21 protein-coding genes and 22 tRNA genes are annotated in these 25,415 nt (G+C 52.1%); 4 read left to right on the top strand and 39 right to left on the bottom strand.

Annotated features, from left to right (window positions below):
• Positions 1–63: 63 nt before the first annotated feature.
• Positions 64–1,506 (top strand): DUF3370 domain-containing protein, encoded by a 1,443-nt coding sequence (locus OSC10802_RS0110645; protein WP_017716755.1) that lies wholly within the window; start codon positions 64–66, stop codon positions 1,504–1,506.
• A 322-nt stretch (positions 1,507–1,828) separates the two neighbouring features.
• On the opposite strand, the gene OSC10802_RS0110635 is transcribed toward OSC10802_RS0110645, so the two are convergent.
• From OSC10802_RS0110635 to OSC10802_RS0110610, 6 genes are all read right to left on the bottom strand, one after another.
• Positions 1,829–2,404 carry a DUF924 family protein gene (locus tag OSC10802_RS0110635; RefSeq protein WP_017716753.1) on the bottom strand — a complete coding sequence of 192 codons (576 nt, stop codon included), beginning with the start codon at positions 2,402–2,404 and terminating at the stop codon, positions 1,829–1,831.
• A 39-nt stretch (positions 2,405–2,443) separates the two neighbouring features.
• A complete protein-coding gene (locus OSC10802_RS0110630) occupies positions 2,444–3,079 on the bottom strand; it encodes a HesA/MoeB/ThiF family protein (protein ID WP_017716752.1) in 636 nt (211 codons plus the stop codon).
• Between the two features lie 189 nt (positions 3,080–3,268).
• Positions 3,269–4,105, bottom strand: coding sequence for a hypothetical protein (locus OSC10802_RS0110625; RefSeq protein ID WP_017716751.1), 837 nt, complete (start codon positions 4,103–4,105; stop codon positions 3,269–3,271).
• 102 nt (positions 4,106–4,207) lie between these two features.
• Positions 4,208–4,909, bottom strand: a complete 702-nt coding sequence (locus tag OSC10802_RS0110620; protein ID WP_044170058.1) for a hypothetical protein — start codon at positions 4,907–4,909, stop codon at positions 4,208–4,210.
• 803 nt (positions 4,910–5,712) lie between these two features.
• Positions 5,713–6,876, bottom strand: a complete 1,164-nt coding sequence (locus OSC10802_RS0110615) for an AAA family ATPase (RefSeq protein ID WP_017716748.1) — start codon at positions 6,874–6,876, stop codon at positions 5,713–5,715.
• 43 nt (positions 6,877–6,919) lie between these two features.
• Positions 6,920–7,474, bottom strand: coding sequence for an RNA 2'-phosphotransferase (locus OSC10802_RS0110610; RefSeq protein WP_017716747.1), 555 nt, complete (start codon positions 7,472–7,474; stop codon positions 6,920–6,922).
• Between the two features lie 803 nt (positions 7,475–8,277).
• On the opposite strand from OSC10802_RS0110610, the gene OSC10802_RS0110605 reads away from it, so the two are divergent.
• On the top strand, positions 8,278–8,628 hold the full coding sequence (locus OSC10802_RS0110605; RefSeq protein WP_026098360.1) for a hypothetical protein: 351 nt from the start codon (positions 8,278–8,280) through the stop codon (positions 8,626–8,628).
• 265 nt (positions 8,629–8,893) lie between these two features.
• Here the strand turns inward: OSC10802_RS0110605 and OSC10802_RS0110600 are convergent, their stop codons facing one another.
• The 6 genes from OSC10802_RS0110600 to OSC10802_RS0110570 form a co-directional block, all read right to left on the bottom strand.
• Complete coding sequence (locus OSC10802_RS0110600; RefSeq protein WP_017716745.1) at positions 8,894–10,327, bottom strand: vWA domain-containing protein; 1,434 nt, start codon at positions 10,325–10,327, stop codon at positions 8,894–8,896.
• Positions 10,328–10,584: 257 nt separating this feature from the next.
• Positions 10,585–11,295, bottom strand: a complete 711-nt coding sequence (locus OSC10802_RS0110590) for a hypothetical protein (RefSeq protein WP_017716743.1) — start codon at positions 11,293–11,295, stop codon at positions 10,585–10,587.
• A gap of 445 nt (positions 11,296–11,740) precedes the next feature.
• The gene (locus tag OSC10802_RS0110580) at positions 11,741–12,742 is read right to left on the bottom strand and encodes an IS4 family transposase (protein WP_044170056.1); all 1,002 of its coding nucleotides are present in this window, start codon (positions 12,740–12,742) and stop codon (positions 11,741–11,743) included.
• Positions 12,743–12,822: 80 nt separating this feature from the next.
• Positions 12,823–12,890, bottom strand: a tRNA-Gly gene (locus OSC10802_RS49440).
• A 593-nt stretch (positions 12,891–13,483) separates the two neighbouring features.
• On the bottom strand, positions 13,484–13,684 hold the full coding sequence (locus tag OSC10802_RS0110575; protein ID WP_017716740.1) for a hypothetical protein: 201 nt from the start codon (positions 13,682–13,684) through the stop codon (positions 13,484–13,486).
• 537 nt (positions 13,685–14,221) lie between these two features.
• The gene (locus tag OSC10802_RS0110570) at positions 14,222–15,178 is read right to left on the bottom strand and encodes a GNAT family N-acetyltransferase (protein ID WP_017716739.1); all 957 of its coding nucleotides are present in this window, start codon (positions 15,176–15,178) and stop codon (positions 14,222–14,224) included.
• Positions 15,179–15,447: 269 nt separating this feature from the next.
• On the opposite strand from OSC10802_RS0110570, the gene OSC10802_RS55530 reads away from it, so the two are divergent.
• The gene (locus tag OSC10802_RS55530; protein ID WP_255349129.1) at positions 15,448–15,573 is read left to right on the top strand and encodes a hypothetical protein; all 126 of its coding nucleotides are present in this window, start codon (positions 15,448–15,450) and stop codon (positions 15,571–15,573) included.
• On the opposite strand, the gene OSC10802_RS0110565 is transcribed toward OSC10802_RS55530, so the two are convergent.
• The 26 genes from OSC10802_RS0110565 to OSC10802_RS49420 all read right to left on the bottom strand — a co-directional run bounded on the left by OSC10802_RS0110565 (position 15,545) and on the right by OSC10802_RS49420 (position 21,676).
• Positions 15,545–15,616 (bottom strand) — tRNA-Lys (locus tag OSC10802_RS0110565). The genes OSC10802_RS55530 and OSC10802_RS0110565 overlap by 29 nt on opposite strands.
• Positions 15,617–15,627: 11 nt before the next feature.
• A tRNA-Asn gene (locus OSC10802_RS0110560) sits at positions 15,628–15,699 on the bottom strand.
• Positions 15,700–15,986: 287 nt separating this feature from the next.
• Positions 15,987–16,060 (bottom strand) — tRNA-His (locus OSC10802_RS49435).
• 5 nt (positions 16,061–16,065) lie between these two features.
• Positions 16,066–16,134: transfer RNA gene (locus OSC10802_RS0110555), tRNA-Cys, on the bottom strand.
• A 5-nt stretch (positions 16,135–16,139) separates the two neighbouring features.
• Positions 16,140–16,216: transfer RNA gene (locus tag OSC10802_RS0110550), tRNA-Ala, on the bottom strand.
• A 7-nt stretch (positions 16,217–16,223) separates the two neighbouring features.
• Positions 16,224–16,297, bottom strand: a tRNA-Arg gene (locus OSC10802_RS0110545).
• A gap of 209 nt (positions 16,298–16,506) precedes the next feature.
• Positions 16,507–16,582: transfer RNA gene (locus tag OSC10802_RS0110540), tRNA-Thr, on the bottom strand.
• A gap of 94 nt (positions 16,583–16,676) precedes the next feature.
• Positions 16,677–16,751: transfer RNA gene (locus OSC10802_RS0110535), tRNA-Leu, on the bottom strand.
• A gap of 43 nt (positions 16,752–16,794) precedes the next feature.
• Positions 16,795–16,867 (bottom strand) — tRNA-Leu (locus OSC10802_RS0110530).
• Between the two features lie 3 nt (positions 16,868–16,870).
• Positions 16,871–16,943 (bottom strand) — tRNA-Pro (locus tag OSC10802_RS0110525).
• A gap of 34 nt (positions 16,944–16,977) precedes the next feature.
• A complete protein-coding gene (locus OSC10802_RS0110520) occupies positions 16,978–17,166 on the bottom strand; it encodes a hypothetical protein (RefSeq protein WP_017716738.1) in 189 nt (62 codons plus the stop codon).
• 352 nt (positions 17,167–17,518) lie between these two features.
• Complete coding sequence (locus OSC10802_RS52790; protein WP_198525094.1) at positions 17,519–17,944, bottom strand: hypothetical protein; 426 nt, start codon at positions 17,942–17,944, stop codon at positions 17,519–17,521.
• Between the two features lie 172 nt (positions 17,945–18,116).
• Positions 18,117–18,190 (bottom strand) — tRNA-Phe (locus tag OSC10802_RS0110515).
• Positions 18,191–18,197: 7 nt separating this feature from the next.
• Positions 18,198–18,271: transfer RNA gene (locus tag OSC10802_RS0110510), tRNA-Pro, on the bottom strand.
• 4 nt (positions 18,272–18,275) lie between these two features.
• Positions 18,276–18,356: transfer RNA gene (locus tag OSC10802_RS0110505), tRNA-Leu, on the bottom strand.
• 55 nt (positions 18,357–18,411) lie between these two features.
• Positions 18,412–18,498: transfer RNA gene (locus OSC10802_RS0110500), tRNA-Ser, on the bottom strand.
• 4 nt (positions 18,499–18,502) lie between these two features.
• Positions 18,503–18,586 (bottom strand) — tRNA-Tyr (locus OSC10802_RS0110495).
• Positions 18,587–18,597: 11 nt separating this feature from the next.
• A tRNA-Glu gene (locus tag OSC10802_RS0110490) sits at positions 18,598–18,671 on the bottom strand.
• A gap of 5 nt (positions 18,672–18,676) precedes the next feature.
• Positions 18,677–18,752 (bottom strand) — tRNA-Trp (locus tag OSC10802_RS0110485).
• Between the two features lie 3 nt (positions 18,753–18,755).
• A tRNA-Met gene (locus tag OSC10802_RS0110480) sits at positions 18,756–18,830 on the bottom strand.
• Positions 18,831–18,840: 10 nt separating this feature from the next.
• Positions 18,841–18,960 (bottom strand) — tRNA-Cys (locus tag OSC10802_RS49425).
• 7 nt (positions 18,961–18,967) lie between these two features.
• A tRNA-Glu gene (locus OSC10802_RS0110475) sits at positions 18,968–19,045 on the bottom strand.
• Between the two features lie 45 nt (positions 19,046–19,090).
• A tRNA-Asp gene (locus OSC10802_RS0110470) sits at positions 19,091–19,164 on the bottom strand.
• Positions 19,165–20,314: 1,150 nt separating this feature from the next.
• Positions 20,315–20,710 (bottom strand): alr0857 family protein, encoded by a 396-nt coding sequence (locus OSC10802_RS0110460; RefSeq protein WP_017716736.1) that lies wholly within the window; start codon positions 20,708–20,710, stop codon positions 20,315–20,317.
• A 130-nt stretch (positions 20,711–20,840) separates the two neighbouring features.
• The gene (locus tag OSC10802_RS0110455) at positions 20,841–21,332 is read right to left on the bottom strand and encodes an HNH endonuclease (protein WP_017716735.1); all 492 of its coding nucleotides are present in this window, start codon (positions 21,330–21,332) and stop codon (positions 20,841–20,843) included.
• Between the two features lie 122 nt (positions 21,333–21,454).
• A complete protein-coding gene (locus tag OSC10802_RS49420) occupies positions 21,455–21,676 on the bottom strand; it encodes a hypothetical protein (protein WP_155967547.1) in 222 nt (73 codons plus the stop codon).
• A gap of 110 nt (positions 21,677–21,786) precedes the next feature.
• Here OSC10802_RS49420 and OSC10802_RS0110450 point away from each other — a divergent pair, with 110 nt between their 5' ends.
• Positions 21,787–22,122: a ribbon-helix-helix domain-containing protein gene (locus OSC10802_RS0110450; RefSeq protein ID WP_017716734.1), complete on the top strand. Its 336-nt coding sequence runs from the start codon at positions 21,787–21,789 to the stop codon at positions 22,120–22,122.
• A gap of 243 nt (positions 22,123–22,365) precedes the next feature.
• Here the strand turns inward: OSC10802_RS0110450 and OSC10802_RS39560 are convergent, their stop codons facing one another.
• A complete protein-coding gene (locus tag OSC10802_RS39560) occupies positions 22,366–25,038 on the bottom strand; it encodes a type ISP restriction/modification enzyme (RefSeq protein ID WP_017716733.1) in 2,673 nt (890 codons plus the stop codon).
• Positions 25,039–25,415: the final 377 nt, after the last annotated feature.

Here is a 25,415-nt window from a genome sequence, read left to right as displayed (position 1 = left end):
CACTTAGATTAGGACGTAGGACAGGCGTCTCGCCTGTCCGTATTGTCTATTCCTCTAACAGATATGCGAACCGTTCGGAACAAAAAGAAACTGCTGGCGCGTGTCGCCCCCTTGCTGCTGACTCTGGCGATTCCCCAAATCTCTGGGTGCGCGAGCTCTGCCGAGTCTTCTCCCAACCCGGCATCTCCTCCGGCGTCTTCCCAAGCGAAACCGGCACCCCAAGAAATTGTGCAATTTAATGAAGTGCGAGCGCTACCCGGCAAGTTGGATGCCGTGCCGATGTTTAACAGCAACAGCCCGGAATGGGTGAAGACGGAGGGAATTTTGCTCTCCACCTTTCCCCCAGAGGGGAAAAAGGTGCCGGCGGCTCATCTCAACTTTCCCTTTGAGGGAGAATTTACCCTCTTCGCCCACCACCACACCCACACGCCCAAGGATTTGCAGACGCTTTACACCGGCTTGCTCGTCCACAATCCCGGCACAAAGCCGGTGACGCTGGATGTACTGCAGGCGGCAACCTACCAGATGCAAGAAGCGCCGTTTAAAGAAAAGCCGGCCATGCAAGAAAATCCCAGCGGCGAGATTTATTCGGGTCCCGGCATTCGGGCGGTAGATAATGTGCTGCGGGGAATCAGACAGGCGGATTTTCCGGCTAAATTGGTAATTCCGCCGGGGGAAAGCCGGATGTTGCTGAATCACCCCACGCCGGTGCGGGGTTTGGAGAAGCCCATAAATGGCCGGTCTACCTTTATGGAGCTGAACAGCAGTGGCAGGGTTTACGCTGCCTGTTTGACGATGTTTGCTAAGAAAAATTCTGACGGGAGCGAACGCGCCCCCACTCTGGAAGAATGGCAGAATTTGCTGGAGAATGGCGGGTTCGCCGGTCCTCGCGAAAAAACCCCAACACCCCCTTCAGCAACTAGCGGAAAGCTGATTTACGGGCGAGTTGGCGGCGTGCAGTCAGGTTCTAAATGGGAAGCGCAGCTTGTGGATGCCGGTGCGAAGACTCTCAGCATTCCTCAACCGGGGAAAGGCTTATCTTATGCTATCAGCACTCTGCGGGGTGGCCGGCTCGGCACCAATCAAGTGCAAGCTGGTAAAATGCTAGTGCGCTATCCGGATACCGCTTACGAAGCGCACGGGAATTATGCGGTTCGCTATGACCTGAGTTTGCCGCTTGTCAACCGCACCGGCAAACCCCAAACTGTGGCGCTGACTCTGGAAACGCCGCTGAAGGAAGACAAACTGAGCAAGGGAGGTTTGCGCTTCCAGAAACCGCCTCTGAATTTCCCGTTTTTCCGGGGGACGGTGCGGCTGCGCTATAATGAAGGCGGCGGGAAGCCGGTGACTCGCTATGTGCATTTGTGGCACCGGTTCGGTCAGGTTCTCGACCCCCTTGTGAAGCTGAATCTAGCAGCGGGAGAGGAGCGTTTAGTGCGGGTAGATTTCTTGTATCCCCCCGATGCGACCCCGCCGCAGGTACTGACGGTCAGAACTTTGGAATAGCTTGCCATGCGAATTTTGGATTTTGGATTTTGGATTTTGGATTTGCTAGTTTCCAGGCGATTAGAAATCGCGGCTATACAAACAAAGCCCGCCTGCGCGGGCTAAGAGAAGAGGTAGACTCTCAAAATATGCGAGGGATTTTTCCTCGTTTTACTCGTTCCCAGCCTCAGGCTGGGAACGCCTGTTTTTCGGCTCCGCCGACTTTTCTCCAATCAATTTGATTGTGCTTTTACTTTTTCTCTCGTTCCCAGCCTCAGGCTGGGAACGCCCTCGGTCGGCTCTGCCTCCTTTCAAGGGAAAAGCAGGTTAAAAGCCTAACAGCTTAAAACGAAGATCCGGGCTGCTTGAGAAATTCCGCCTCCTCAGGAGTTGTCTCGCGCCCCAGAATTTGGTTGCGGTGCGGGAAGCGCCCGAATCGCTCAATTATCTGCTGGTGGCGAACGGCATAATCAATAGTTGGCGCACTGTCCGGATCGTCACTCAGCCGGCGAAACAGCTCCACAGACCGGCGCTGGTGCTCCACATTCTCGCTGTGCTCAAACGGAAGATAGATAAACCAGCGCTGCACCGGCAGCATTTGCCTGTCAAACCCCTGAGCGACAGCATGGTGCGCCACAGCCAGCGCTTGCGAGTCAGTCGCAAAAGCCTGAGGCTGACCCCGAAACATATTCCGGGGAAACTGATCCAGCAGGATAGCCAAAGCCAAACAGCCTGCCGGTGTTGACTGCCAATCCTCTAATTTGCCCGCAGCAGCCCACTCGCAATCCCCCAGAAAACGCAACCGCACCTCCAGATCAAAAGCTGCATCTCTCACAAACCAAACCTTCCGGGGTTTCCCATAACCAGCCTCACCCGGCTTGCCAAACCAAAACCCCAAAATCTCCTCAACTCCTGCCATATTTTCCTCTTCCTTGGCGCTCTCTGCCTCTATGGCGGTTCATTCAAAAAGCCTCACCCCAAAATCCGCCAGCGTCACCGTAAAACTGCGCCGCTCCCCAGCCGCCACAAAACCAATCACAGCCTCACAAGCCACAGCTACAGCGAGCATGACCAGATTTCTCGCCAGGGGGTAATCGCAGATGTCATCATTTGCCGGCGACGGGACGCGATAGCTTTCATTCCAGATCGCCTCAGCGTAATCGCTAGCCAGCCCGACGTGCAGGCACGGAACAGACGCACCGGCACAGTAATCCTTGAGCGCCTGACGCCCCACACTGTTATCAAAAGTATCAATGATCAAGGCGGTATTTGTCAAGAGCTGCCCAGCATTTGCCGGTGTCAGTTCTTTAGAGTGCGCTTCCACTTTCACGCCTAGCGCCCGGTAGAGGGTATTTGCCAGAATCTTGGCTTTGAAAGCGCCGATATCTGAGCGATAATAAGGCTGGGTGGAGAGGTTGCGCTCCTCGATGCGGTCGCGGTCAATTACTTTCATCTGGGCGAAGCCAGAACGGGCTAAATTTTCGGTGATGTTGGCACCTAAGGCACCGGCACCGCACACTGTCACGGGCAAGTTTTTGAGTTTTGCCATGAGTGCCGGTGTTCTGTAAAGTTGTTCGTGAAAGAAGATAGACATGATATTATTTTAACTCAAGTTGCTACCTAAGGAAGCTCTGAATTGAAAATGTTTGTAGTTGGGCTTTAGCCCTACCGTCGGGTTCTGGCCCAAGATGGCGAAGTGCAGGATGTTAGTAAACCCGTTCTTACTTCCTCCAAGAAACCCGGTTTATTGTGGATAAATGCGCTGTGAGGGGAAGGGGTGAATTCAGCGATCTTCGACAACGCCGACGAGGGATTGCAGGTCAAAGTTGCGATCCATTCCGCTGAGGCAGATGCCGGCGCTGACGACGGTGAGGTCATGTTTGGAGATGGCGCTGGTGTGGTGCTCGCCGGTGCCGGTTGTCCACTCGACGAGCCAGTGGTTATCGCGATCTCGGAATTCCCGCAAAGTGCCGCCGCCGGTGCGCAATGCTTCCTGGAGGCGCTTTTCATCGCGCTGCTGCAGCCGGTGAGCTTGGAATTCCTCGGCCTGTTGGGCCACGAGCTGGTAGACTGCCCGCATTTCTGGGGTCATGCCTTTGAAGCGGACTTCTGGTGGGGGTGTCACCTGCTTGAGTTGCTCTCTGAGGTGTTCCGCCGGCATGGGATCGGCTCGCCGGTCAATTTGTTCAAACCAGCAGCTGCGCCCGTCCCATCTGGCCACCACCGGCTCGAAGGAGGCCCCATCCTGTACCAGGTGGACCGGCACGGGTTTGGCGGTGCCGGTGCGAGAGCGCATGTCGGATTCATTGACGGGGTAAGCCAGCCAGGTTGTCCCTCGCAAAACGTGAGCCAGCCAAAGGCGCACGGCTTTGAAGTTTTGCAGGTATTCTGCCACTTGCGGCAAATCGGCAACTCCCACAGCGCTGGCGACTTTTTCGTTTGCCGGCTGGAAAATGCCCCAGCCTTCAAAGTTGCGCGGAAAGGGGGAGAAGGTGTAAACCATGCCGGCTACTCGGGTGCGCACCCGTCCTTTTCGCACGCAGGGTGCCAGGAACTGGGTGTCGCGCAGCTGGTTTTCCTGCGATGCGATTTGGTTGAGGAGTTTGCGGATATCTGTCATAGCTTTCACCTTGCTGAACTGATGTTTTAGATGGTAGCTGGCACGTTCAGGACTCAAGTCGCCCGCCTGCTGGTAGCTGCCGGCTCTACTGCCGGTGGGGTGCTAGCCTGGTTCGTGGGATTTGTAGATATATTCCTTTTCAAAGGTAAGATTTTTTGCTGTCTGGCCCAAATACAAGATACTTTCTAAATTAAATAGCTCAAAAATATAATCCACTAATTCCATTTCTTTCACCCAGGGCCTGCTATAATAATAGTTGCCAATGATATCTCTATTTACGACTTTTTCCTTAATGAGCTTTGAGCGTATTGGCTTTATGTATCGGTAAAATAGCACTGCCTGACTTGAATAGTTTCCCTGCAACTCAAAAAACCGTTGCTGTTCGACAAAGCTCATTAAAAATATGGATTTTAACAGCTCTATTCCCAAAATAAAATCCCCCAATTTCTTCAATGAATCCGCTGTCATATTATCAGGAAGAATGCCACTAGAAACGTAATAGCTGTAACAGTATTCAGCAATCTCATTCTCTCCTAAATTTTTGCTAATACAAAATTTATTGAAAGCGTCTGCGATCCGATCCTGCAAATATTTTTTGGACTGGGCGGCCAGATTGAGAAGCTCAGACTGGATTAAATCATTTAAGATTTGGTGCTGCTGCTCGGAAGATATACTGGCAAACAAAGTCATTGAGTTTAATAAATAGCGTCTTGTGCTTGGATCTTTTGACCGAAAGTCTTCTAAGAATGTATAAGGGATGACTCCAAATCTATCTAGGCGTTGGTTCGGAAAATCTTGATCCATAGAAGAAATCCTTGCAGTCAGGAGCGCTAAGTATTATAGCCGCTTTCCAGTTGGGATTGGCCATCTCGTCTGGGCGTCAAGCCGCGTCGAGGCGGGTGGGGGCGTAGCGTGCGAGGGCGTCTCACCGGCAGCAAGCGGGCCAAACGGACTCTCCGGCGTTCGCGTCGCGCCCCGGACAGACTGCGAGCTCAGCCTTAAACTCGTAGATATAGATGCACCGGCACCCGCGCGGGAGGGGAAGGGGCGACGGGGGCGATTGCCCTCAGTGATTGCCCTCAGAGAAGGGGGCTGCGGATCTGCGGAAAGGGTCCTCCAGCGCGCCACAAGCGCCGGCTCGCCTCCTCTAGTGTGCCCACCAGAGGAATAAAAATGCACTCTTCAATATTTAAAACCAATTTTATTGAATTCTCTGATTTAGGGTTTAATTTTTAACTTTTAATTGATTCGTCTTGTGGTATGGCCGCTGGGCGTCCGCCGGCCACACCCCACAGCCATAACAGTAGAGCCTGCAACAGGAGCCGGTGGCTCCCTTCGCCACCAACAGAAAAAACCACGGGTGCGCCCCCGTGGCTTGCCCAGATTTCGCACTGTCTTTCTCCCCCGAAACACCCCAGGATGTCCCCGACCCTGTGGGAAGAGCCACCGCTGCGCTGCGCCCTCGCTTATAGCAATTCTTGCCGGGGCGAACGGCTGAGAGGCTCTAGTTTATAGCCGGCTCTCAAGGGCTGCCGCACCCTGAACGACACGGAACACCTGACACCTGTTCCTATGGCCAACCTCTCTGCAAGCCTGCGCCAAAAATTCTATACCAGTCGGGTTGTAAACTCACACATCAAATCCACCCTGCCTTTGCGCAAAACAGCTGGATCTAATCGTTCAGTCGTATTGCAAGTCAGCAAAACGACAAGGCGCTGCTGTGCCTGAATCCCAGATTCATCAATCACACTCTGGTACAGAGTCCCATCCAGCAAACTGAGAATGCGTTCAGTTTTGTTGCTGTACTGGGCAGCTTCGCTAGAGCGGTCTTGAGCCAAGTTATCGGCTTCATTAATGATCAGGCAAATCCGCTCCAAATAACTGGGCGGCACAAAATTTTCAGCCGAATCGTGGTCGAGGATAAAAATTACATACCCCAGAGGCGCGAGAATTTCTTTTGCCACGGCTTGCGTCCAAGCCGTTTTGCCTGTCCCCGGCTCTCCGTGCACGAGCACCGCCAGCCGGTTTTGGTCGAAAATTTCCTGCTGCACTGCATCAGTAAAGTTTTGGATGCCGGCAGGGAAAGTCCGAATCGGAAACTGACTGTGAATCTGTCCGATCCGATTCTGATACCCGCTGATCATCACCGCCAGATTGTATGTCGCTTTGTTAACCAGGGGCGCTAAATCTTGGGAAATCAGGGTGTACCGGCGCTTCTGCCAGCCAGAGATTTCCAGCCAAGTGTCGTGCTTTGACCAGTAGGCCAAAATGGTGCCGATGTTTTTGAGACGTTTCCAGTCAACAAATTTGTCTGTGGGGTAATAAAAAGTTCGCCCGTCGAAGCACTGGGTAATGATATCCGGACGCCCCAATAATTCCACCGCTTTGAGAACTGTAATTTCCAGAAGCCGCTCCAGAGCGCAATCCAGGGGAATGCGGTCGCGGCTGACGGCAAGACTGACCGGCGTTTCCGCACTCAGAACGTCTTTGTAACGCTCGTCTGGGCCTGGAAGTTCCGGGGTGATGTAATCCCAAAACTCATCTATGTTACTTCTGGTATAATCCGAGAAAACATTCACTACATTGGCCCACCAAGCAAAGTCCTTGCGACCGAGAGCGTCAGCCATGTAACTGGTTAGGTTTATAGTCTTTTTACTTAGCTGCCACGGATCTTTAGACACAAGCTGCCAGAGATACCCCCAGTCCAGCTCTCGGTACAAGGGCTGCCAACCGGCTCCTAGCAAGTCCTGATCTTTGGTTTTTTTGTACATGAGAGGGTCCTGGAAATTGTCAAAGTATCGTTGATCCATAGTTTCAGTTCTGCTGTAGTGCCAGATATGCCGGCGGAACGAACTCCACCAGCCACACCCCATTGTCGGAACAGTAGAAGGTATGTCCAGTTTCGCACATTCCGGCGGCATCGACAACAAAGACTGCTGGGAACCCGTGACGTTTGCCGACATTTCGCGCTGTGGCAATATCCGCCGACAGATGGACGTGGTGGCGCGACATTTTGCGCAGCCCCTCGCGCAGAATTGACTCGACCGCACCGTGGCCTGTCCCGTGGTACAGTATGTCTGGGGGAGTGGCGGGCTCTAAGTGCAAATCCACTTCTACGCTGTGGCCTTGGTTAGCGCGAATCAGGGTGCCGGTGGGGTCGAAAGAAAAGCGCTTTTTGTCATTGCGGGCGACAACTTCATTGAGTTCGGTACGGCTGAGGGGAAAGGAATGTTTCGCACAAGCCGCCAGGAGTTTGTCTACAGAAACCCAGCCGCCAGGAGCCAGTTCCAGCCCAATTCGCTCCGGAGTGTGGCGGAGATGCTTGCTGAGATATTTGCTGATTTTAACTAGGCGATAATCACTGCTCATCTCACCAAACTCAGTTAAAGTTGCCGGCTCGCTAATTTTTATTAAAAGACAGCGTACAAGTCGCCAGAGCAGTGCGTTCTTCGCTTGGGAGGAACTCCGCCGGTGAGTCAACAACACTCTTTAAAGGATGGCCACAACTAAGCCTACCTCCCGGGTTCATCGCGCCTCCCTCCCTTCACGCCCCCCGCCCCAACGATGTCGGGGCGACGGTACTCTTCCTCTCGTACTAAGCATGTAAGCTCTGGCTGTCGGGGCACGCTGTTTCTATTATATCGCTGTACAACAATTTTAGCTACATTTAGATTTTTACTTTAGCCCAAAGGTTAGTAGTTGGGCTAAAGCCCAAAGGTTCGCAGTTGGGCTAAAGCCCAAAGGTTCGCAGTTGGGCTAAAGCCCAAAGGTTCGCAGTTGGGCTTTAGAGCGGGTTTATAAAGTAATTGTGAAGGCAGCGAAGTGGCCAAAAATCGGTAATTTTGCTGAAGTTGTAAGGGCGGGTTCACCCAAGATGTCTGTGGGAAGTTAAGATTATTTGTAAACCCGCCCCCACAGACCGCTGACCCAGCCTAAGAAACCCGGTTTCTTCTGACTTCACTTTTTCTTTATAAATGGCCGCTTAGCCCAGCCGGCGCGAAGGCGTGGGAATGCCGGTGGGAATGCCGAAGTGGGCCTCATCTCCACAGCAGATTGACACAGCCGGTTGACAAATACCTCTATCTGAGGTTATATTTTTCTGAAGATCTGAACGCCTAACGAAGTCCAAGGCTTCAATCCTTCATGTAAACAGCTTATTGTGGATACCTCTCATGTTTCAAAAATCATTTCGTAACATCGCCGTGGCTGCAGTCCTGTCCCTGCCCATCGTTGCACTGACCGTCGGCAGCGCCAAAGCTGAGGATCTTGAGTTTAAACTCAAAAACGAGACTGCCAGTAACCTGATAGAGTTTTACGTGGAGTCTACCGATCAAGACAACTGGGGTGAGAACCTCCTCAAGGGAGAAGTTGTCAGACCGGGAGAGTCTGGGACTGTGACAATTGCCGATGGCAAGACCACTTGCACTTATGACATCTTAGGTGTTTTCGCTGATGGCTCGAAGGTGGATGAACGCAAACTCAATCTTTGCGAATTAGGCTCTTATACTTATACCGAAAAGTGATTGAGATAGCGGGAAGTTATAACATTTCCCTTACTTATGTGAGTGCGGGGATAAATGCTACTTGGCCAGTCAGAAAGCATTCCCAGACACGACTGATGACTGAGTAGAAGAAAGTGGAACATACTGGACTCCTTTAAAGGAGGTCTGGAGTTGAGGGTGCCAGAAACCCGGTTTCTTAAAGAAACCGGGTTTCTACGCTTTAAGAACTCAAATAGGAACCCTATAGTTCTGTAAGGTTGGTAAGCGCCGGTTTGACAGTGCGCCACTACTTGTCATCCCTCACCGGCAGCGGCATTTCCAGAATTTCCATCAGCAACTCCAGCCGCGAAGGGCGAGACAGCAGCGGCACAAGATTCGGCAGCGAGTAGTAATCACCGGCAAACGTAAACGTTTCCACCGGCAGATGCTTCTCCTTCAGCTGGCGCTCAACAAAATCGCTGGCGGAAGCCACCCGCACAATCACCACATTCGGCATCACCCCCAAGTCACTGCAGTATTTGCTGTAAGCCTCCGCGAAGTAAGGCGCAGTGTTGTCCCCTTCATCCGTCACCAGAATAAATTGCTCGACAATCTGCTTCTTAATCCGCATCGCCTCCACAGCGCAGCCGCAGCTAGTATTGCCATCTGCCTTGATGTACTGGAAAGCTTTCTCCCAGTCGCTCAACTGCTTACCCTGCGCTTTAATAGAGTAAGGCATGCTGTCAAAAGCGTAGACAAACAGCGCCGCCTCTGAAATCCCTGAAATCAAAGCCGCGAGGCGCTTTCCCACCTCAATTGCATCAGTCATCGAACCAGACTTGTCCACCAGCAAACCAGTCGTCTTGGCAATTTTGCCGCGCTTCTTGACTTGCTCATTTGTGACTTTCTCCAGCTTTGCCGCCGTCTTTTCATCCAGCTGCGCAGCGTCAGCCGCAACACGCGCCTTGAATGCCGACACCCGCTCGGACTTTACCGCTTCCTCAAGTTTAGCATCGATGAGCGCTTTCACCTCTGGATTATCCATCGCACCCCGCGCTTGCAGGGATTTGAGGTTGTTAATCACCTCTTGCGGCGACATAGAATTAATCAGCGCCACCAGCACCGTTGGCGTCAGCTGCTTTAGCGCACCCACCGCAATTGTGTAAGGGATGCTGTACTCGAAAATGAGCTGCGCCTGCACTGCCGGTGTTTCCGCCTTTGCCAATTGCTTGAGCGCAAATGCGAGGCTGCCTTCCGGGGGCGCATCTTTGAAAAGCACCGCATCAGCACGCGCATTGGGCTTAATGTGCAAACTCGCATACAAATGCTTCATCGCCTTGCGACTGCGCAGCGCCGCCCGATCGAAGAAAGCTGGATTTTTTTCCCGCGCTTGCAAATACCGGCGCACTGCAGTGCGTGCGGAACGCGGCAATTTCTGCCGGTGCTGCTTCATAAAATCCACGATACGAGAAACTTCGTAAGGCGGGAACTCTTGCAGCATCACAAAGCCGGCATCCCGGTGCTCAGTCAGGTTGCTGGCGAGCAAGTTTCCTAAGAAAACTTCCTTGTGATCGCGCACGTCACCGTTGCGCTGATACCAGACTGCCAAATGTCCGTAAAAAATCGGGTCAAGCTCCACAATCAGCTTGTGGATTTCTGCCACTGCGCCCAGTTCGCGGTGCGGCGTAGTGAGCAGACTGTTGAGCATTTCCAGACGCAAATCGCGCTCAGTTGCATTCATCAGAACTACCTCCTGTAAATGATGATTTTTGAGGAGGCAGCTGTCGCGCGCTCTCACGGAAGTGAGGACGCCGCGCAAGTCGGGAGAGCGTTATTTTACTTGTTTTTCCATAAAGTATGTAAGCTCTCGCGGTTGGGGCGCGGCGACAACTGCTATTATAGCTTAAGTCAGAGAAACTTTCCGTTCTTTTCCGTTCTGGCGAAGCACACCACCCCAAGCCGCCTATTCGGGAACGGTAAGGGGCAGAAGTGAACGCCTTAAGTTTCAGCCAGTCGCTTTAGAATGGATTTAATTTCCTTCTTGCCGCACTGGCGTTTGACGATCTGGTAAATTTGACTGTACCAATCATCCCAAGCTGGCTCAGCACCGGCAGTGTTTTTCCGCTTTCTAACTGGCGCTCCTGCCTGCCGCTCTTGGAATGTGATAAAATACCACACCCCATCCAGCTTGCGGTATTGATGATAGCTGTCTATGATGACTAGATCGTCTGGCTTTTTCGGAGGATCTGCCGGTGCGGTTGTCGCTAAGCAGAGAATACCCGTTTCGGGGTGAACGTAAAGGCGCAATCTCCGCCATATACTTAACGGATAGTTTAAGTTGCTTTTAGCGTAAGGCACCCCATCAATGAACACAACATGTCGCTCCACATAATCCCATAGATGCGAAATGACGTGTTGCCCAGTTACGGTATTCCTGTCGAGACGCCGGCACAGTTCGCTGTAAACATCGTCCCAAGGCTGCCCCACCTTAGAACGCAGCAACCGGCGCAAGGGACCCAGATGATCTGAGAAGATGATGGGCTGCCTTCTCTTTATCAGATAAGGGCGCAGCAATCCATCTTCACTCGCCTCTTCGGTGAGCTTTTGCAGGTTTTTTTTGTATCCCGTCACCTGTTTCAAGCTTATCTTATTTCGTTTATTATGACGGGGGCGCTCAATCACAATTTCATTGAGACGGTGTTCGCTCATTCTTTCACCATATTTAATGGCACTTCGCGCAAGTTGAGAAAGCTGTTGAGTATACGTGGGAGTTGAACCCACAAGCCCTTGCGGGCAACAGATTTCGAGTCTGTAGCGTGTGCCAGTTCCGCCAGTATGTAAGCTTTCTCGGTTAGGGCGCGAAGTGGAAATTTCAACGAGTGGGAATAATGGGTGACCCGCGCAAGAAAAGCCAAGCCGGTCACGTTTTTGTAATCTGGTTTTCAGCCAGGAGTGGCTTGGCGTATCGGGGCGCGGGACAGAAACTTTTTAGGCGAACATCCAGACAGCCGTCTATTTATTATAGGAGTGAAAGTCACTGCGCGCAAGTCGAGAAAGCTGTTTGGTCACACACGGGATTTGAACCACAAGTGTTGAATTCTGTCACAAAACTTTACATTTTAGCTTACATTTATCCTGCCCTGAGTAAAAATGCTTAGCCAGAGAGAAGTCGTTCTATCCAGTGGACATAGCTGATTTCTTGACACATACAACATTGAAGATAGCGGAGTTTATCTAGTAGCGTAGTCCCCCATTCTTTAGGAATATCTACTATCTTTAATATCAGGTAAGCTATCAGCGAAACATAAATTTGTATAGCTATACCATTTACATTTTTAGTAATCAGCTTATCCAACTTAAGGTGCATTTTAAGAAACTTCCATAGCAACTCTATGTGCCACCTATATTTGTAGATTTCCATAAGCTCTTCATCGGAGACTTCGGCCCGCTCCAAATAGGTGGCCAATCTATACTCAGCACGCTTTTCAAGATCGCAAAAGTTAACAACTCTATATATTCCTGAGTCCTTGCCTGTCCCAACTAGAAACTGCCCCTTATTTTCAGAAAATTGAAGTTTGTAGTTGTTAGGTATGCGCAAGACAAAATACTTGTTTGACTGCTGGGCGAGCCGTAAATTTTTTAAACTAGAAAAGCCCCGATCCATTACCCCTACACCGTTTGGGGGCAAACTAGCTAACATCTCTTTTCCATATCTGTAGTCAGAGTCGTATCCAAAATTTATTAAGTTTTCTTCTGGAACTCCTGTGGTTAAATTTAAGGAGCTAACAAGCTTGACTTGGTAGTATTCTTGCAGCCATAGCAATTTACTCGTTAGAGTAATGACAGTTGAATCAATAGGACACAGCTCATATTTTTGAAGGCTTTTTTGACGGCAAATTTCCTCATTAAGTTGTTGATAAAGTCTCAGAAATGGCTCTTGACTTCTGGACGCATTAGCTTTGGAGAAAGTTGAAATATCTAGCTCATAGCCAGTTCCATTTAGTCGCTTGAATATATCTCTCATACTGGTCAAGCTTTTATCCATTGCATAGCTCAACCATATGGACATAAACAAGCGGGTGTTAAGGACAGGATAATCATTTTTAGGCAAAGAAGCCAAACGATTTTGGACAATCTTAGAGAATGAGTTGAGCACAGGTTATTAACAGGATTGATTTGACCGTAGCCCAAATCATAGCACGTTTTGGGCGCTTTTTTTATGTCGAATTGTTAAGATTCAACACTTGTGGATTTGAACCCGTTACTTTTACCTTGGAAGGGTAACGCTCTGCCAATGAGCTAGTATGTAAGCTTCCTCAGTCAGGGCGCGAAGTGGGACTTTCAACTACCTGCCGGTCTGCCCCGCACAAGTTGATAAAGCTTTGACATTTAAGCGCTCTATCCATTGAGCTACATCCCCAATCAGCGGGGATGGTAGGAATCGAACCTACTACCTCTGGTACCGAAACCAATTGTGTGTAAGCTTCACCCGTTAGGGCGCGGGACAGACAGGATTTTAGGTTTCCGATAAGTTTTCCGAAAAGTTTGAGGTGAGGTCACTTCGCGCAAGTTCAAAAAGCTTTTACTTTACCTCTGAGCTACCGCCCCGCAAAGTGGGGCGGAAAGGATTTGAACCTTTGACACTTCGATTTCAAGCGAATGCTCTTACCAATCAGTATGTACGCTTCTTAAGTCAGGGCGCGAAGTGCGAATCTCAACAGCTGGAAATAATGTTTTGTCCGCGCAAGTCTGAAAAGCTTTTTGCCACTTCTAGCGTGTCTGCCATTCCACCATGAAGACCGAGGTCTTCAGTGGGACTTGAACCCACAACCCTATCAGGACTAGATCCTTATTGTGTGTAGGCTTTTCGTGTCGGGGCGCGGAACGGAATTCTGAATTAGCCGTAGACGGCTTCTGGACGTACAATCAAGTCGCCGCTGGGTCGCCGGTCAAGCACATAAGAATCGAAGCGCTGCCGGCTGACATCAAAATGCTGTGCGAGGCGTTCCTTGATGGCGGCGTCGTTCATGCCGGCTTGTATTCCAAGCTGCAGTTCGGTGACATCATAGGAACGCCCGTCAAATCGTATGTGAACCATGCTGGCACCTCCTTTTTAAATTTTAGATTTTAGATTTTGGATTTTAGTTAGATTGGCGCAGGGTCTGCCTGAGGATTGAGCGGATTCCGTAAGTTGCCAGCAGGATTTGCGATTGGCAAAGGCTGAAAACTTCTAGAGTAAGAAACTCCGCTCTAAATGATAGACCTTTCTGACGTGACGGATTGGCTCAGCCACATTGGTGTGTCTGAGCTGTCTTGAACTTTCCTGTTCTAGCTCCGTCTCAGATGGCCTCAAACTGGACTGGTGCGGCCAGCTTACCGACTCGGCCTGAGTCAGATGCCGGCCATGCAGTCTGGTGTAGAGTAGCAACATAAGAGTGCCCTCTCTATTAAAAGACTTATGGTTTGACGCCTGTTGAAATTCCCGATTTTTTATTCAGCTGTCAAGGTTCAGGTTGGGCCATTCCAGGAGAGGGCTGCGCCTCTCCTTTGCTTCCCATGTTTCTATAGTACATCCGTACTACACAGCTGTCAAGGGGGTGAGAAAAAATTTTTTTTCAGGGTGCCGGTGAGGGGGCTAAACGCCCTTGCCGTAAGCAATCCAAGTGTGACTCTTGCGGAAGCCGGCTCCCTCGTAGAGCGCGCCGGCACCTGAGGGGTTTTCGGCATCGACGCCGAGGACTGCGGTACCGGCACCGGCAGCCTTGAGCCGGTGCGAGCCCTGAAATAACATCGCCCGCCCGAGTCCCATCCGGCGGAAACCGGGGCGGGTGCCGAGTATGGCAATCCAGCCCTCGTTGCGCCCGCTGCGGGCATTCCATTCTGGGTTGAATGCGCAATAGCAGAGAGCCGCGAACGTCCCATCAGGAGCGACGGCCATCAAATCCAGTTCAGGTCTGTAATAGGGGTTAGCCAGTTCCTCCCTGACCTGCTCAACCGTTACGCGGTAGTGATTCCAGTGTTCGCTAAAGGTCAGGTCGTACATTTCGGCCCACGCCTTGGCGTCTTGCCGACTTCCCTGGCGCAGGGTAAAGCCCACCGGCAGGGGTGGCTCTGGGATTGCACCGTCAAGCGATCGCGCCATCCTGAAGAAGTAACGCTCCGGTTTGAAACCGCAAGCTTCCAGCAGAGCGATGCGCTCGCCTTGGTCGTGGCGAGCGCCGGAGCGGAGCAACACCGGCACACCGCGCTCTGCAGCCACCTCCCGCATTCGCCTCTCACTCCAGGCAACAATCTGCCTCTCCAGATCGCCGCCCCGTGCCGCCGGGTGGACAAGAAAGATAAGCCAGCCATCGACGGTTTCGCCTGACTCCGGAATCCGCAAATAAGCGAAGGCAATCAGGCTGCCGGTGGCATCCTCCCAAAGACGGATATCGCGGGCTTTGTCGGTGGATGGCGCATCCAATTCCATCCGCAATTTTGAGACAGAGATAGCTTCCTGCAGGCGATCGACTGCCTCACAGGCGTTCAGCAGGTCTGCGATCGCTTGCCAGTCAGTTTCGCCGGCATAAGGGCGCATGGTTAGAGCTGTCATATCGTGTCCGCTAGGATTCTTATTGTGGGGTGAGGGCCGGTTCAATAATAACCTTTGCCACCGGCACTCAGGGCGGGCCGGTTTATACATATCCTCTGGGGGCACTTTTATAGATATCCTTGGCAACCTGACAATCCCCTCCCCCGGACATGATATAGCAGCAGCCACCCAAGGCACGGACGTAGGACAGGCGTCTCGCCTGTCCCTGTCCTTACTAGCAAGTGAGATGCGTTGTCCCAACTGACTGTCTATTGCTATATCATATCTCCTTGCAATGTCAAAATATTCTCAAAGTAACGACCGGCTTGTTTTGGAGTGCCGGTGAAAACAGACGACCGGCTTGTTTTGAGGTGCCGGTGAAAACAGTGGGAGGTATAGGAATCGAACCTATCTAGTATCGGTTAAAAGCCGATTGCATAACCGCTCTGCCAACCCCCCGCAAAAATTAACTCCAAGGGTGGGAGTTGAACCCACAACCGCACGGTTAACAGCCGTTTGCTCTGCCATTGAGCTACCTTGGAATAACCCCTTGCCCGAAACAGGTACTGAGAAACCCGGTTTCTTAAAGAAACCGGGTTTCTGGCATCTACTTTCAGCTCCAGATCCGCGCTTCAGAGGGAAATCCACCGGGGAGGTACTGCCCCTCCTGTCGCCGCGTTATCAGCACGGTGCCTCACTTTTCGGCCTCCGGTGGAGAGAGGAAGATGGAGGGATCGTAGGCGCAGCCTTCCCGAAGGGTACCCCTACAGTTGCCTGTACCCCGGTTTTCAAGACCGGTTGCCGTCCATTCAGCGGCATCTTCCTTGAGGGTGTCTGACGGGACTTGAACCCGCTTTGACTGGTTCCACAAACCAGCGTCTCGACCGCTTTGACTTCAGACACCACAGTGGATCTGGCGAGGGTCGAACTCGCAGCCTTGTGCAAAACAGGCGTTCTCCCATTAGAACTACAGACCCATTTTTGGTGGATACTGGTCGGCTTTGAACCGACCTCTTTCTAGCAGCCAGCTAGACGCTTTCCCAGTTAAGCTACAGACCCATTGAGGCGGGAATGGTAGGACTTGAACCCACAAAGTGCGAAGGTAGAAGCTTCGTGCTCTATCCATTGAGCTACATTCCCACATTGGCAGTACCGGCAGTCTTTCAAGCAGCAAGCCCTTGCTTGTAAGGCAAATACTTACCGACAAGACTGCCAAAGCGGATGGTGGGGGTCGTAGGCGTTAGCGAAGCGGCTGCGCCAGCAGCTAGCCTTCCCGAAGGGTACCCACGCGCTGAGACTGGCAGACTCAGATGCTAGCCATTACATCACACCCGCAAGTTTTAAATTTCTGGAGCAGGCGGCGAGATTTGAACTCGCATAAGCAGCTTACAAGGCTGCCGTGTTGCCAATTGACACCACACCTGCATTTTGGTGACGGGGGTGAGAATTGCACTCACTGGTTTTCAGGCGCTGATCCTGACGAGCCCTATCTTGCTCCATCCCCGCTTCGCTCACCAAATACCCCTGACTGGACTCGAACCAGTATCCTCTTCGTCCTTAGCGAAGCGCCTCTTGCCAATTGGGCTACAGGGGCAAAAATTGCCAAATCTTGTCTCTCAAATCAGCATGTATGCTAATACCCCTGGCTGGAGTCGAACCAGCAAAATCTGCACGCTGAATGCAGCACGTTTTCCGTTCCGTCACAAGGGCATATCGGGGTGGCAGGATTTGAACCTGCGACCATCAGCTCCCAAAGCTGCTGCGCTACCAAGCTGCGCCACAGCCGGTCATTCTGATGATAGAATTGGGCGCTCAAGTATCTAAATCTTGCCGTGCTGTTTTTTAGCCCAGTAACCTCTGGGTGGTTTCTCAATGCCATACGCTTTACACCATTTTTCTACAGCTTTGTCGCTGACGCCAAACTTTTTGGCTATTTGCATAGTTGGCTTTGTCCAGACTAGCTGTCGCAAATCTTCTTTAGAAGGGCGCTCAACTTTTCTGGCTTTCATGTGGGGGACTCTTTTACTTTCACATCGAGGCTTTTGCTGACTGATTTATACTTGGACTGCTGTTTGACGGCTATCTGATGAGATCCCATCTTTTAACCATTTCTTGATGGCGTTGCCAGACACCCCATAGTATCTTCCCGTAGCGGCGTATCCTTCCGCTTCAATTTGAGCTTTTAGCAAGTCTAAAGGGGGCCTTTCTACTCTCCTTTTTTTCAAGCCATTTTGAAGAGAAGCGCATGGCCGGCAAATTCTTGATTCCGAACCTTGACTGACGGCAGCGCCGCACTGAGTGCATCCAATTATTATGGGTTCCATCTGGGGCTTATTCCTGCCCGCAAAAGTAGGTGTCTGGCTATGACAGTTCGGGCAAACGCGGGTTTTCTAATCTCTTATCATTAGGAACTCCGTTGATATGGTCTATCTGTAATGACAGAGGTTTGCCGTTCCACTCAGGTAAAGAACCGCACTCGTAGCACTGGTTATCTAGCAAGCCTTTTTCGAGCAGTCTCCTTTTCAGGTGCATCCTGCTATATGTAGATCCCGCTACAAGGATGTTCTCTAATGGAATGAATCTTCTCTTTGCCAGATTCTTTAAACTAGCAGGATGGCTTCCTTTAGGTGGAGTAAGGCCGTGTTTCCCGCACCACTCATAGAATTGTTTGTAGTTGCCGCCCCCTGTGCGAAGACCTAAATATTGCAGGCATTCTTTGACTGACGAACAAAGCCTTACAGCTTCTTCAACTTTGGATTTGTCTGACAGCACACTCTTGCGTGGCATGGCTCACTTCTCAAAACTCTACACTGGTTATGGTAACCTAACTGTAGGGCTTTAGCAAGATATTGCCAGTTCAACCGCAAGGGAGTAAGTGGATGCCGGGGTAGGGGTTGAACCTACGTCTCTATAGGTCAGATCTACAGCGACTTGCCTTTCGTCCACCCGGCAATGCCAGTCCCCCAGGCCGGTTTCGATCCGGCGACCTCCTGATTTTCAGTCAGGCGCTACTACCAGCTGAGCTACCGGGGGATATCTATCGGGGTGGCAGGATTTGAACCTGCGACCATCAGCTCCCAAAGCTGCTGCGCTACCAAGCTGCGCCACACCCCGCTGATACTCCTGGTGGGGCTTGAACCCACACTTAAATAACAACTACTTTTAAGGTAGCGGCCTCTTCCAATTGGGCTACAGGAGTATAAATTGACTGCCCCGCCTGGGTTTGAACCAGGACTCTTCCCGGGGATATCAAGCGGAGAGGGAGGGATTTGAACCCTCGACGGCGATTAAACCGCTCTTTCTTAGCAGGAAAGTGCCATAAGCCACTCGGCCACCTCTCCACAGTGGGTCGGGCTGGATTTGAACCAGCGCGTTCATAAAAAACAGTTTTACAGACTGTCGCCTTCAACCAGACTCGGCCACCAACCCAAAATATTTGATAGTGCTGACGGGAGTTGAACCCGCAATCACCTGATTGAAAGCCAGGCGGCTTAAACCATTTGCCTACAGCACTATTATTGGCGCGGGAGGCGGTATTTGAACCCGAATTCTTCGATTTTGGAAACCGACGTGTTACCTGTTACACCACTCCCACATTTGGTGGCACCGGCGGGACTTGCACCCGCATAAACCAGGGTATGAACCTGGGGTTTTACTCTTAAACTACGGTGCGATATCACCAGAGGTCAGAGCGGGGATTGTAGGCGTTAGCGAAGCGGCTGCGCCAGCAGCTAGCCTTCCCGCAGGGTACCCGCGATTTTCGCTTTTGCAGAGCGACGCCTTCCCAACTTGGCTACCTGACCAAAAAAATGGTAGTCCCGACGAGGTTTGAACTCGCAATCTTCTCCTTGAGGGGGAGACGGCTTAAACCAATTCGCCTACGGGACTGCGCATCAAGGTGACAGCAATTTGCCTCCTTGAATCACTGCTGAGCGAGGCTGGCGGGGATCGAACCCGCGACTTTCGGCTTGACAAGCCGGCACTCTGACCAACTGAGCTACAGCCCCATGAAATCAGCAGTTTCTTTTCCGCTTTTTGGACAAGTGCGGCGGTTTATCCCGTGGGGAATGACCCGAGGGGGCTATCCCCACCTGAGCGCAAACCGCCTCTGTCCAACAGTTAATGACATGGCCAATTTACTGATTCGGTTTTCAAGGTTCGGATTCGGCTTGGGGTGGAGCTTTTTGGCTCTTTCCCTCTCGCCTTACTTTTATACTACAGTCATACTACAAAAACTGTCAAGGGGGTAGCGAAAAATTTTTTGACTTTTTTTTTGCGCCGGCTGGTCTGGCCCAGGAAGGCCGTGCCGGTGTGGCCCCTTCGTAGGACAGGTGCAGGCGAGACGCCTGCACTACGCCTTCGTAGGACAGGCGTCCCGCCTGTCCCCTCTTCCCGGCAGCTCGGTGCCGGTGTGGCCATGCGCGGAACAAATGTGGATTTTTCTCATCCGAGGTGGTATAAGGGGTATAAACACCGATGGGCCTTACCCCTCACGCCTGCGGCAGCCCGCGACGAGGAGGAGCGACAAGCATCCCACACTTCCGCACCACTAACCCCAACTGGAGAGGATCTACCCAATGAACGGTCAAATCAGTTGCAATCTATGTCAACTCACCATCGCCCAAGTCGTTGAACATATCTTGGCTTCCGGTAGAATTACTCGCACTGACCAACATTCGTTGCGGTGTGCGTTCTCATCGCACGAGAGCTCTCCCAGCCCCGAGGAGCTCCGCCAAATAAAAGGAGTCTTTAACCGGCTGCAAATGGGATTGTTAAAAGTCGTGGATTAAATCGAGCTGCTGCACGCAGTTCGCCCAGCCGCCGGCAATTTTTGCCCACCGGCACCGGCAACCCGCGCTCACCTGGCGAATTTAAGCAATTATTTTGCATACATATCTCTCTATTTTTGGGGCGGATTTAGGTTCTGCCGGTGGCTTCTTTTTGGGGGTTTAGAGAGAACTTGGCAACCGCGAAAGGTTGCAATAAACCCGCCGAAAACGGGCGTCATGCTTTAGTGATAAGCTGTTTGGCTTTTAATCTGCTTGTTGTAAAAAGGAGGCAGAGCCTAAGCGAGCAGCGTTCCCAGGCAGAGCCTGGGAGCGAGAAAATAGTGCAAATTAAATGCGCGACAGCTAAAACGGACTGCCGGTTGCTGTGTCAATCACCGGCTTCGCTGACGAAGGCGCAGGTTTGAGCTTCCTCCCAGCACTTGAGCAGGAAAAACTCAGTGCGAGGGCAAAGCGCTGTGACAAACACCCCCTGTGCACCCTCCGGATCTGCTGCTAGCCAAGTACCTCGCAAGCTGACTTCTACGAACTCCGCATCAGCGGGGCACAGCGCCAGCGCCTCAGCCGCTTCCTTTCTGGCTTCCGCCTCCAACTGATGCACCTCTGGCAAACCGGCAGGAAGCAGAAACGAAGCCGTGGTGGGTTCAACGCAGAGGCTTTGCCCGATTCGCATGGCCAGAATCACTCGCAGCGCCACCAACTCTTCTACAGATTGAGTCAGGCGCTCGATTTGCAAGCCAGTTTCCGTGTAAGTGAACTTCAGCATTGCCGGTTGTCTCCGGTTGTTTTAAGTGCTCGATGCTTATGCTGAGTGAGGAAGCTCAGAGGGAGAGGACTTGCGCAGAAACCGGGTTTTTCAGAAACCCGGTTTCTTGGATTCTCCTCCCGCACTGCTCCTACTCCCTGAGGTGCTGTTCCCGCCAAAAGAGTTCCGCAAAGGAAATAGCTGGGTGCACCGGCGGTTTGGGTTGCCCCCGCAGTGGCATTGCCGCTTCTTGGGGGGTGCGATCTCCTTTGCGAGCGTTGCAGCGCTCGCAGGCGGCGACCACGTTGTCCCAGGTGTGCTGCCCGCCCCGGGAGCGCGGCAGGACGTGATCCAGCGTCAGGTGTTTGCCGCTGCCGCAATACTGGCAGGTGTGCCCGTCGCGCCGCAGGACTTCCCGGCGGTTCACCGGCGGAGTTTTCCAGATCCGCTCCGTGCCGGTGAAAGTGAGGCGGATGTGTTCTGGAACCAGCACGACGCAGCTCGGCGAACGCACCGGCAGCAGTGAAGTGCCGGTTCCGCCCCAAAAATTGAGCGGTTCGGCTTTGCCCGTGACCAACAGGACGATGGCCCGCCGCATGTTGACTTTTGCCACCGGCAGATAGTTCTGGGAGAACACCACCACCGACTGCCCTAAGATGTCAGTTACACCAGTTACGCTTGTCACCGCTGAACTCCTTATACAACAACCCCCGCTTCCTTTGGCCAGAAGCGGGGGTTCAAAAAGTCCTCTGAGGTTCTTTTGTCCTATACAGGTACAGCATTTCTCCCGTACCTCCCGCTTCGCTCGCTGTCTTGTGGCCCTTCGACCGGCAGACCGGACGCGCCATTCCCATTGCTTTTAATATCTTTGCCTCGCTCAATCGAGCTGTCGATCGAGCTATAGTTGCCCCTAAATCGGCGCTCCACGCCCAAAGCCGCTGATTCCCAAGCGCTATGGCGATGGGTCACAGGCGTAACAGTCGGCATCGGAGCAAAAATGTTCAACGCGATACTTTTTGAAGGCTGCTATGTGAATCCTACAGACTCTATACTACACTTATAGTACAAAGATGTCTACCCATTTGAGGAAAAAAGTTATGCATACCCTGACGCGCACTTCGACCACCGACATGGAAGTCACCAGCATACGCTTAGAGCGCGAGCTCAAGGAGAAACTGAAGGAGCTGGCTGGATCTCAGGGATATCAAGCGCTGATTCGAGATCTCCTCTGGAAGTACGTCCAGCAAAAATCGGGGGACTATCGGCCCAAATTTTCCAGATTTGACATTCGGGCCAGCATTGCAGCGACAGCAAACAAAGAAGAACAGTGCGTTCTCACCGGCAAGCTAATCCGACCGCAGGAGCCCATGTTACTAGGACTGACGATTAATGGGGACATGGTGCCCCTCAGTACAGGCAGTTTGGACGGCTAGGTCCGTCAGGGGCGAAAGCCCACCCCCACCCCCCTTAGGGCGACCCGCCAGGGATGGCAATCCCTGGCCATTAGAAGTCGGATGCGCTCCGCAAAACACTTAAGAACCGCCCCCGTGAAGGAGCGCCAAGAGAAAGCTTCTTGGCGTCCTTGGCGTCCTTGGCGGTTCATTCTAAAATTAATCCATCATACGGAATATGGCGCTAAAGTTGACAGCCAGAAGCTGCGGGAGTGCCGGCCCTCCCTACTCCAGTGGCCATCTGGGAATCAGCCGGTCGATTTCTGCCATAAGCCGCACGGTTTCCGCGACAGCAACCGCCACTCGCTGATAGTGATCGATGTCACCCACCCCTAACCCGCAATTGCCTCGCAGACGGTCTTTCAGCCATTTATTCAGCACTTGATAGCCGCCCACTTTAAAGGCCCAGACTTGCGGAGCGATGCCTTGAAAATACTGCTCTCTATTAATATACACCCGCTGCAGAGCCGGCTTGTAGCTGACTTTTGTCACCGCATTGTCCCCACTCACCGGATACTGGACAGCCGGCTGGCTTAGCTTGTGGGATTTCATCAGGTGCAGTTGGGCCAAGTCCTGACCTTTTTGCGAGAGCGCTTGGAACAGCCGGCTATCCCCCGTCACCGGCAAGCGGGGAAAGTCGATTTTGAGAAATTCAGCATAACGCTGCCGGTACGCCGGACTGTGGAAGAGAGCGTAGGCGTAGTAAAAGATTGCCTCTGGCGCGGGAAGATATCCCAGCTTTTCCCCAATTGCCCTCAGGAACTTTTGCGACAGGTTGGGGATTTTACCCTGAGGAAAGTAAGGAGGCTCCGCCTCCTGATTCCTGATATAATTATGCCTGCTATCAGAATAGAGATAGAGAGGAAAGACAATCGCACCTTTGGCAACATCCAGTGCGTTGTGACCGGCAGCCGTGTCCGAACAGAACCAGTGGCTATAGTCAGTGCCGAGGATTTGCCGGTGCGTCAGCACCGCCAGATTTTCCCCGGCTAGCATGTGTCTCATCACTTCAGTTCTGGGACGCTCGACAACCGCTGGGTGATGGTAATAATACCTGCGGTCAAAAGGCCGGTACAAGCACTCGGTAAATTTGCTTTCCCATTCTTTATCGCCGGCTACTGCTTTCCGGGCACCCCGCAGTTCGGGTGAATCTGCTAAGTCAAACTCCTCGGCAATCTCAGATGCCGGTACTGATAAATCCCTGAATCTTTCTATTCGCCTTCGCAGCGACGCTAAATCAAAATCAAAAACCAACTTGTCGCGGTGGGTTTTAATGCCGGTGGAGTGCACCGGCATGATCTCTGTTATCTTCCAGCCGGTTTCATACTCGGCGAGTGCGTTGACATCTTGAGGCTTGAACAGATAGAATGGTAACTGAGGGTCTAGGGTTTGCCATTCCGTTGAGCCAACATCTCGATTCTTCAGGAATTCGTACTTGCCGGCGCGAGTCCCCCACAAATCAGAATGGCGAACGCTAGCGGGGGAATGCTTTCCTGACTCCTTGATGAAAATTCCCACACTCACCCCTTGCTGAATGTCAAACACATTTTGGTCGGGCGAACCATCTGGGCCGGTTTCTCGTTTCTTGGCGTTTCCGTGCAAATCCAGGATATAGATATCGGTGAAAGTCCGCATCAGGTTTTGCCGCATTCCCCGAAATGTTGGGCAGTCCAGATAGCTGTGATTGGTAATGAAGGCTAATATCCCGCTGCCGGCTTGACCGATTAGCAACTGGCCCAACCGGATGAATTTGACATAATCATCCAGCAAGTTTTTTGGGTTTCGCTCGCCCAATGGTTCCCCATCTATATAATAGTAGTCACGGACTAATCTGTCAAGGAGTTTATCTTGGCTGGCAGATTTGACTGAATAAGGGGGATTGCCCAAAATAACTCTCACCGGCAAGTTTTCGGATGAGCCGGCTGCGCCCCCCTGAGCGAAGATCGCCTCTGCCTTTTTCAGCGCGGAGTCTGGGGTGCCGGTGAGATAAATTCCTAGAGGGGGAGTGCCGGGGAATTGATAGCCGAAGTTTTGCAGTTGCCAGCCGAGTTTTAGATGGGCGATTGCCCAGGGAGCCATCAGCAACTCAAAGCCAAACAAGCGGGAGAGAAAATTTGACCGCTGGGACGGGTTTTCAGTGCCGGTTAAACCCGTTTCTTCCAGATTGCGGTAAATTTGACTCACTACATTATACAGGAAAGTGCCGGTGCCGGTGGCGGGGTCGAGAATTTGCACTCGCGGCTGTTGGGTAGCTGGGTTTTGGGCGGAATCGGCTAATCCTAGGGGCAGATTAAAGCGATTTTTGAGAAGGGCATCGACTGAGCGGACAATATAGGAAACCACCGGCTCTGGGGTGCAGTAAACGCCTCGCTTCTTGCGCAGAGATGCGTCATAAGCGGCGAGGAAGATTTCATAAAAGTGGACAGCGGCGTCTTCTTGGCCGGTGCGGCGAGCGAAGTTTTCCAGAAAGCTGCCCAGATCGACTTCCGCCAGCACTCGCACTAAGTCATCAATTGCGGTATTGACTTCAGGGATTAAATCTGTTTTAATAAGAGTGTTGAACAGATGTTTCAAGAAGGGATTCGTTGCCGGGATGCCGGTGGCGGCGGTGTGCCGGTTAAACGGTTGGGAAGGAGAAGAAGGTGCCCCGGAGCGAGAAGAAAGATTTTGGGCGTGACGAACTCTGGCGGCAAATAACCCATAAGAAATGGTTTGGGCGTACATGTCGGCAAAGGCTTCGGTTTCTATATCGCAGAGGGAAATCTTGTTAAAAGCCTGTTTTAGCTGGTGGAATTCCCCAGTGCCGGTTTCCCCGCTCATCGCTTCTGTGGTGGCGTCTTTGAGCGAGCGAGTTAATAGGGCCATTTGCTCAGCTAGGGCTTCGGGAGTGCTAATCATCTCCTCGGATTGTGCTGGATTGATTGGGTGCCGGTGGGCTTTTTTGGGGGAGGAAGCTATTGCGCATAGAATTTATCTCTCGTTCTCTCGTTCCCAGCCTCAGGCTGGGAACGCAATCTGGAGGCTCTGCCTCCTTTTAACGGAAAAGCAGGTTAAAAGCCTAAGAGCTTATGTTACGAAAGGCAACCCCTCACCCCGAACCCCTTCTGCCACAAAGGGAGAGGGGGAGTTTGAGCCTGCTGAGATTGGGCTGCCGGCTCAAAGGGATGCAGTTACTATATTAACATACTACGAACCTTTTTGGGCTAAAGCCCAACTACGAACCTTTTTGGGCTAAAGCCCAACTACGAACTTTTTGGGCTAAAGCCCAACTACAA

Origin of the sequence: Kamptonema formosum PCC 10802 (genome assembly GCF_000332335.1) — a bacterium.
GTDB lineage: Bacteria > Cyanobacteriota > Cyanobacteriia > Cyanobacteriales > Oscillatoriaceae > Oscillatoria.
Note: the sequence above shows the minus strand (reverse complement) of the source record. Positions and strands in the feature narration are given on the sequence as shown.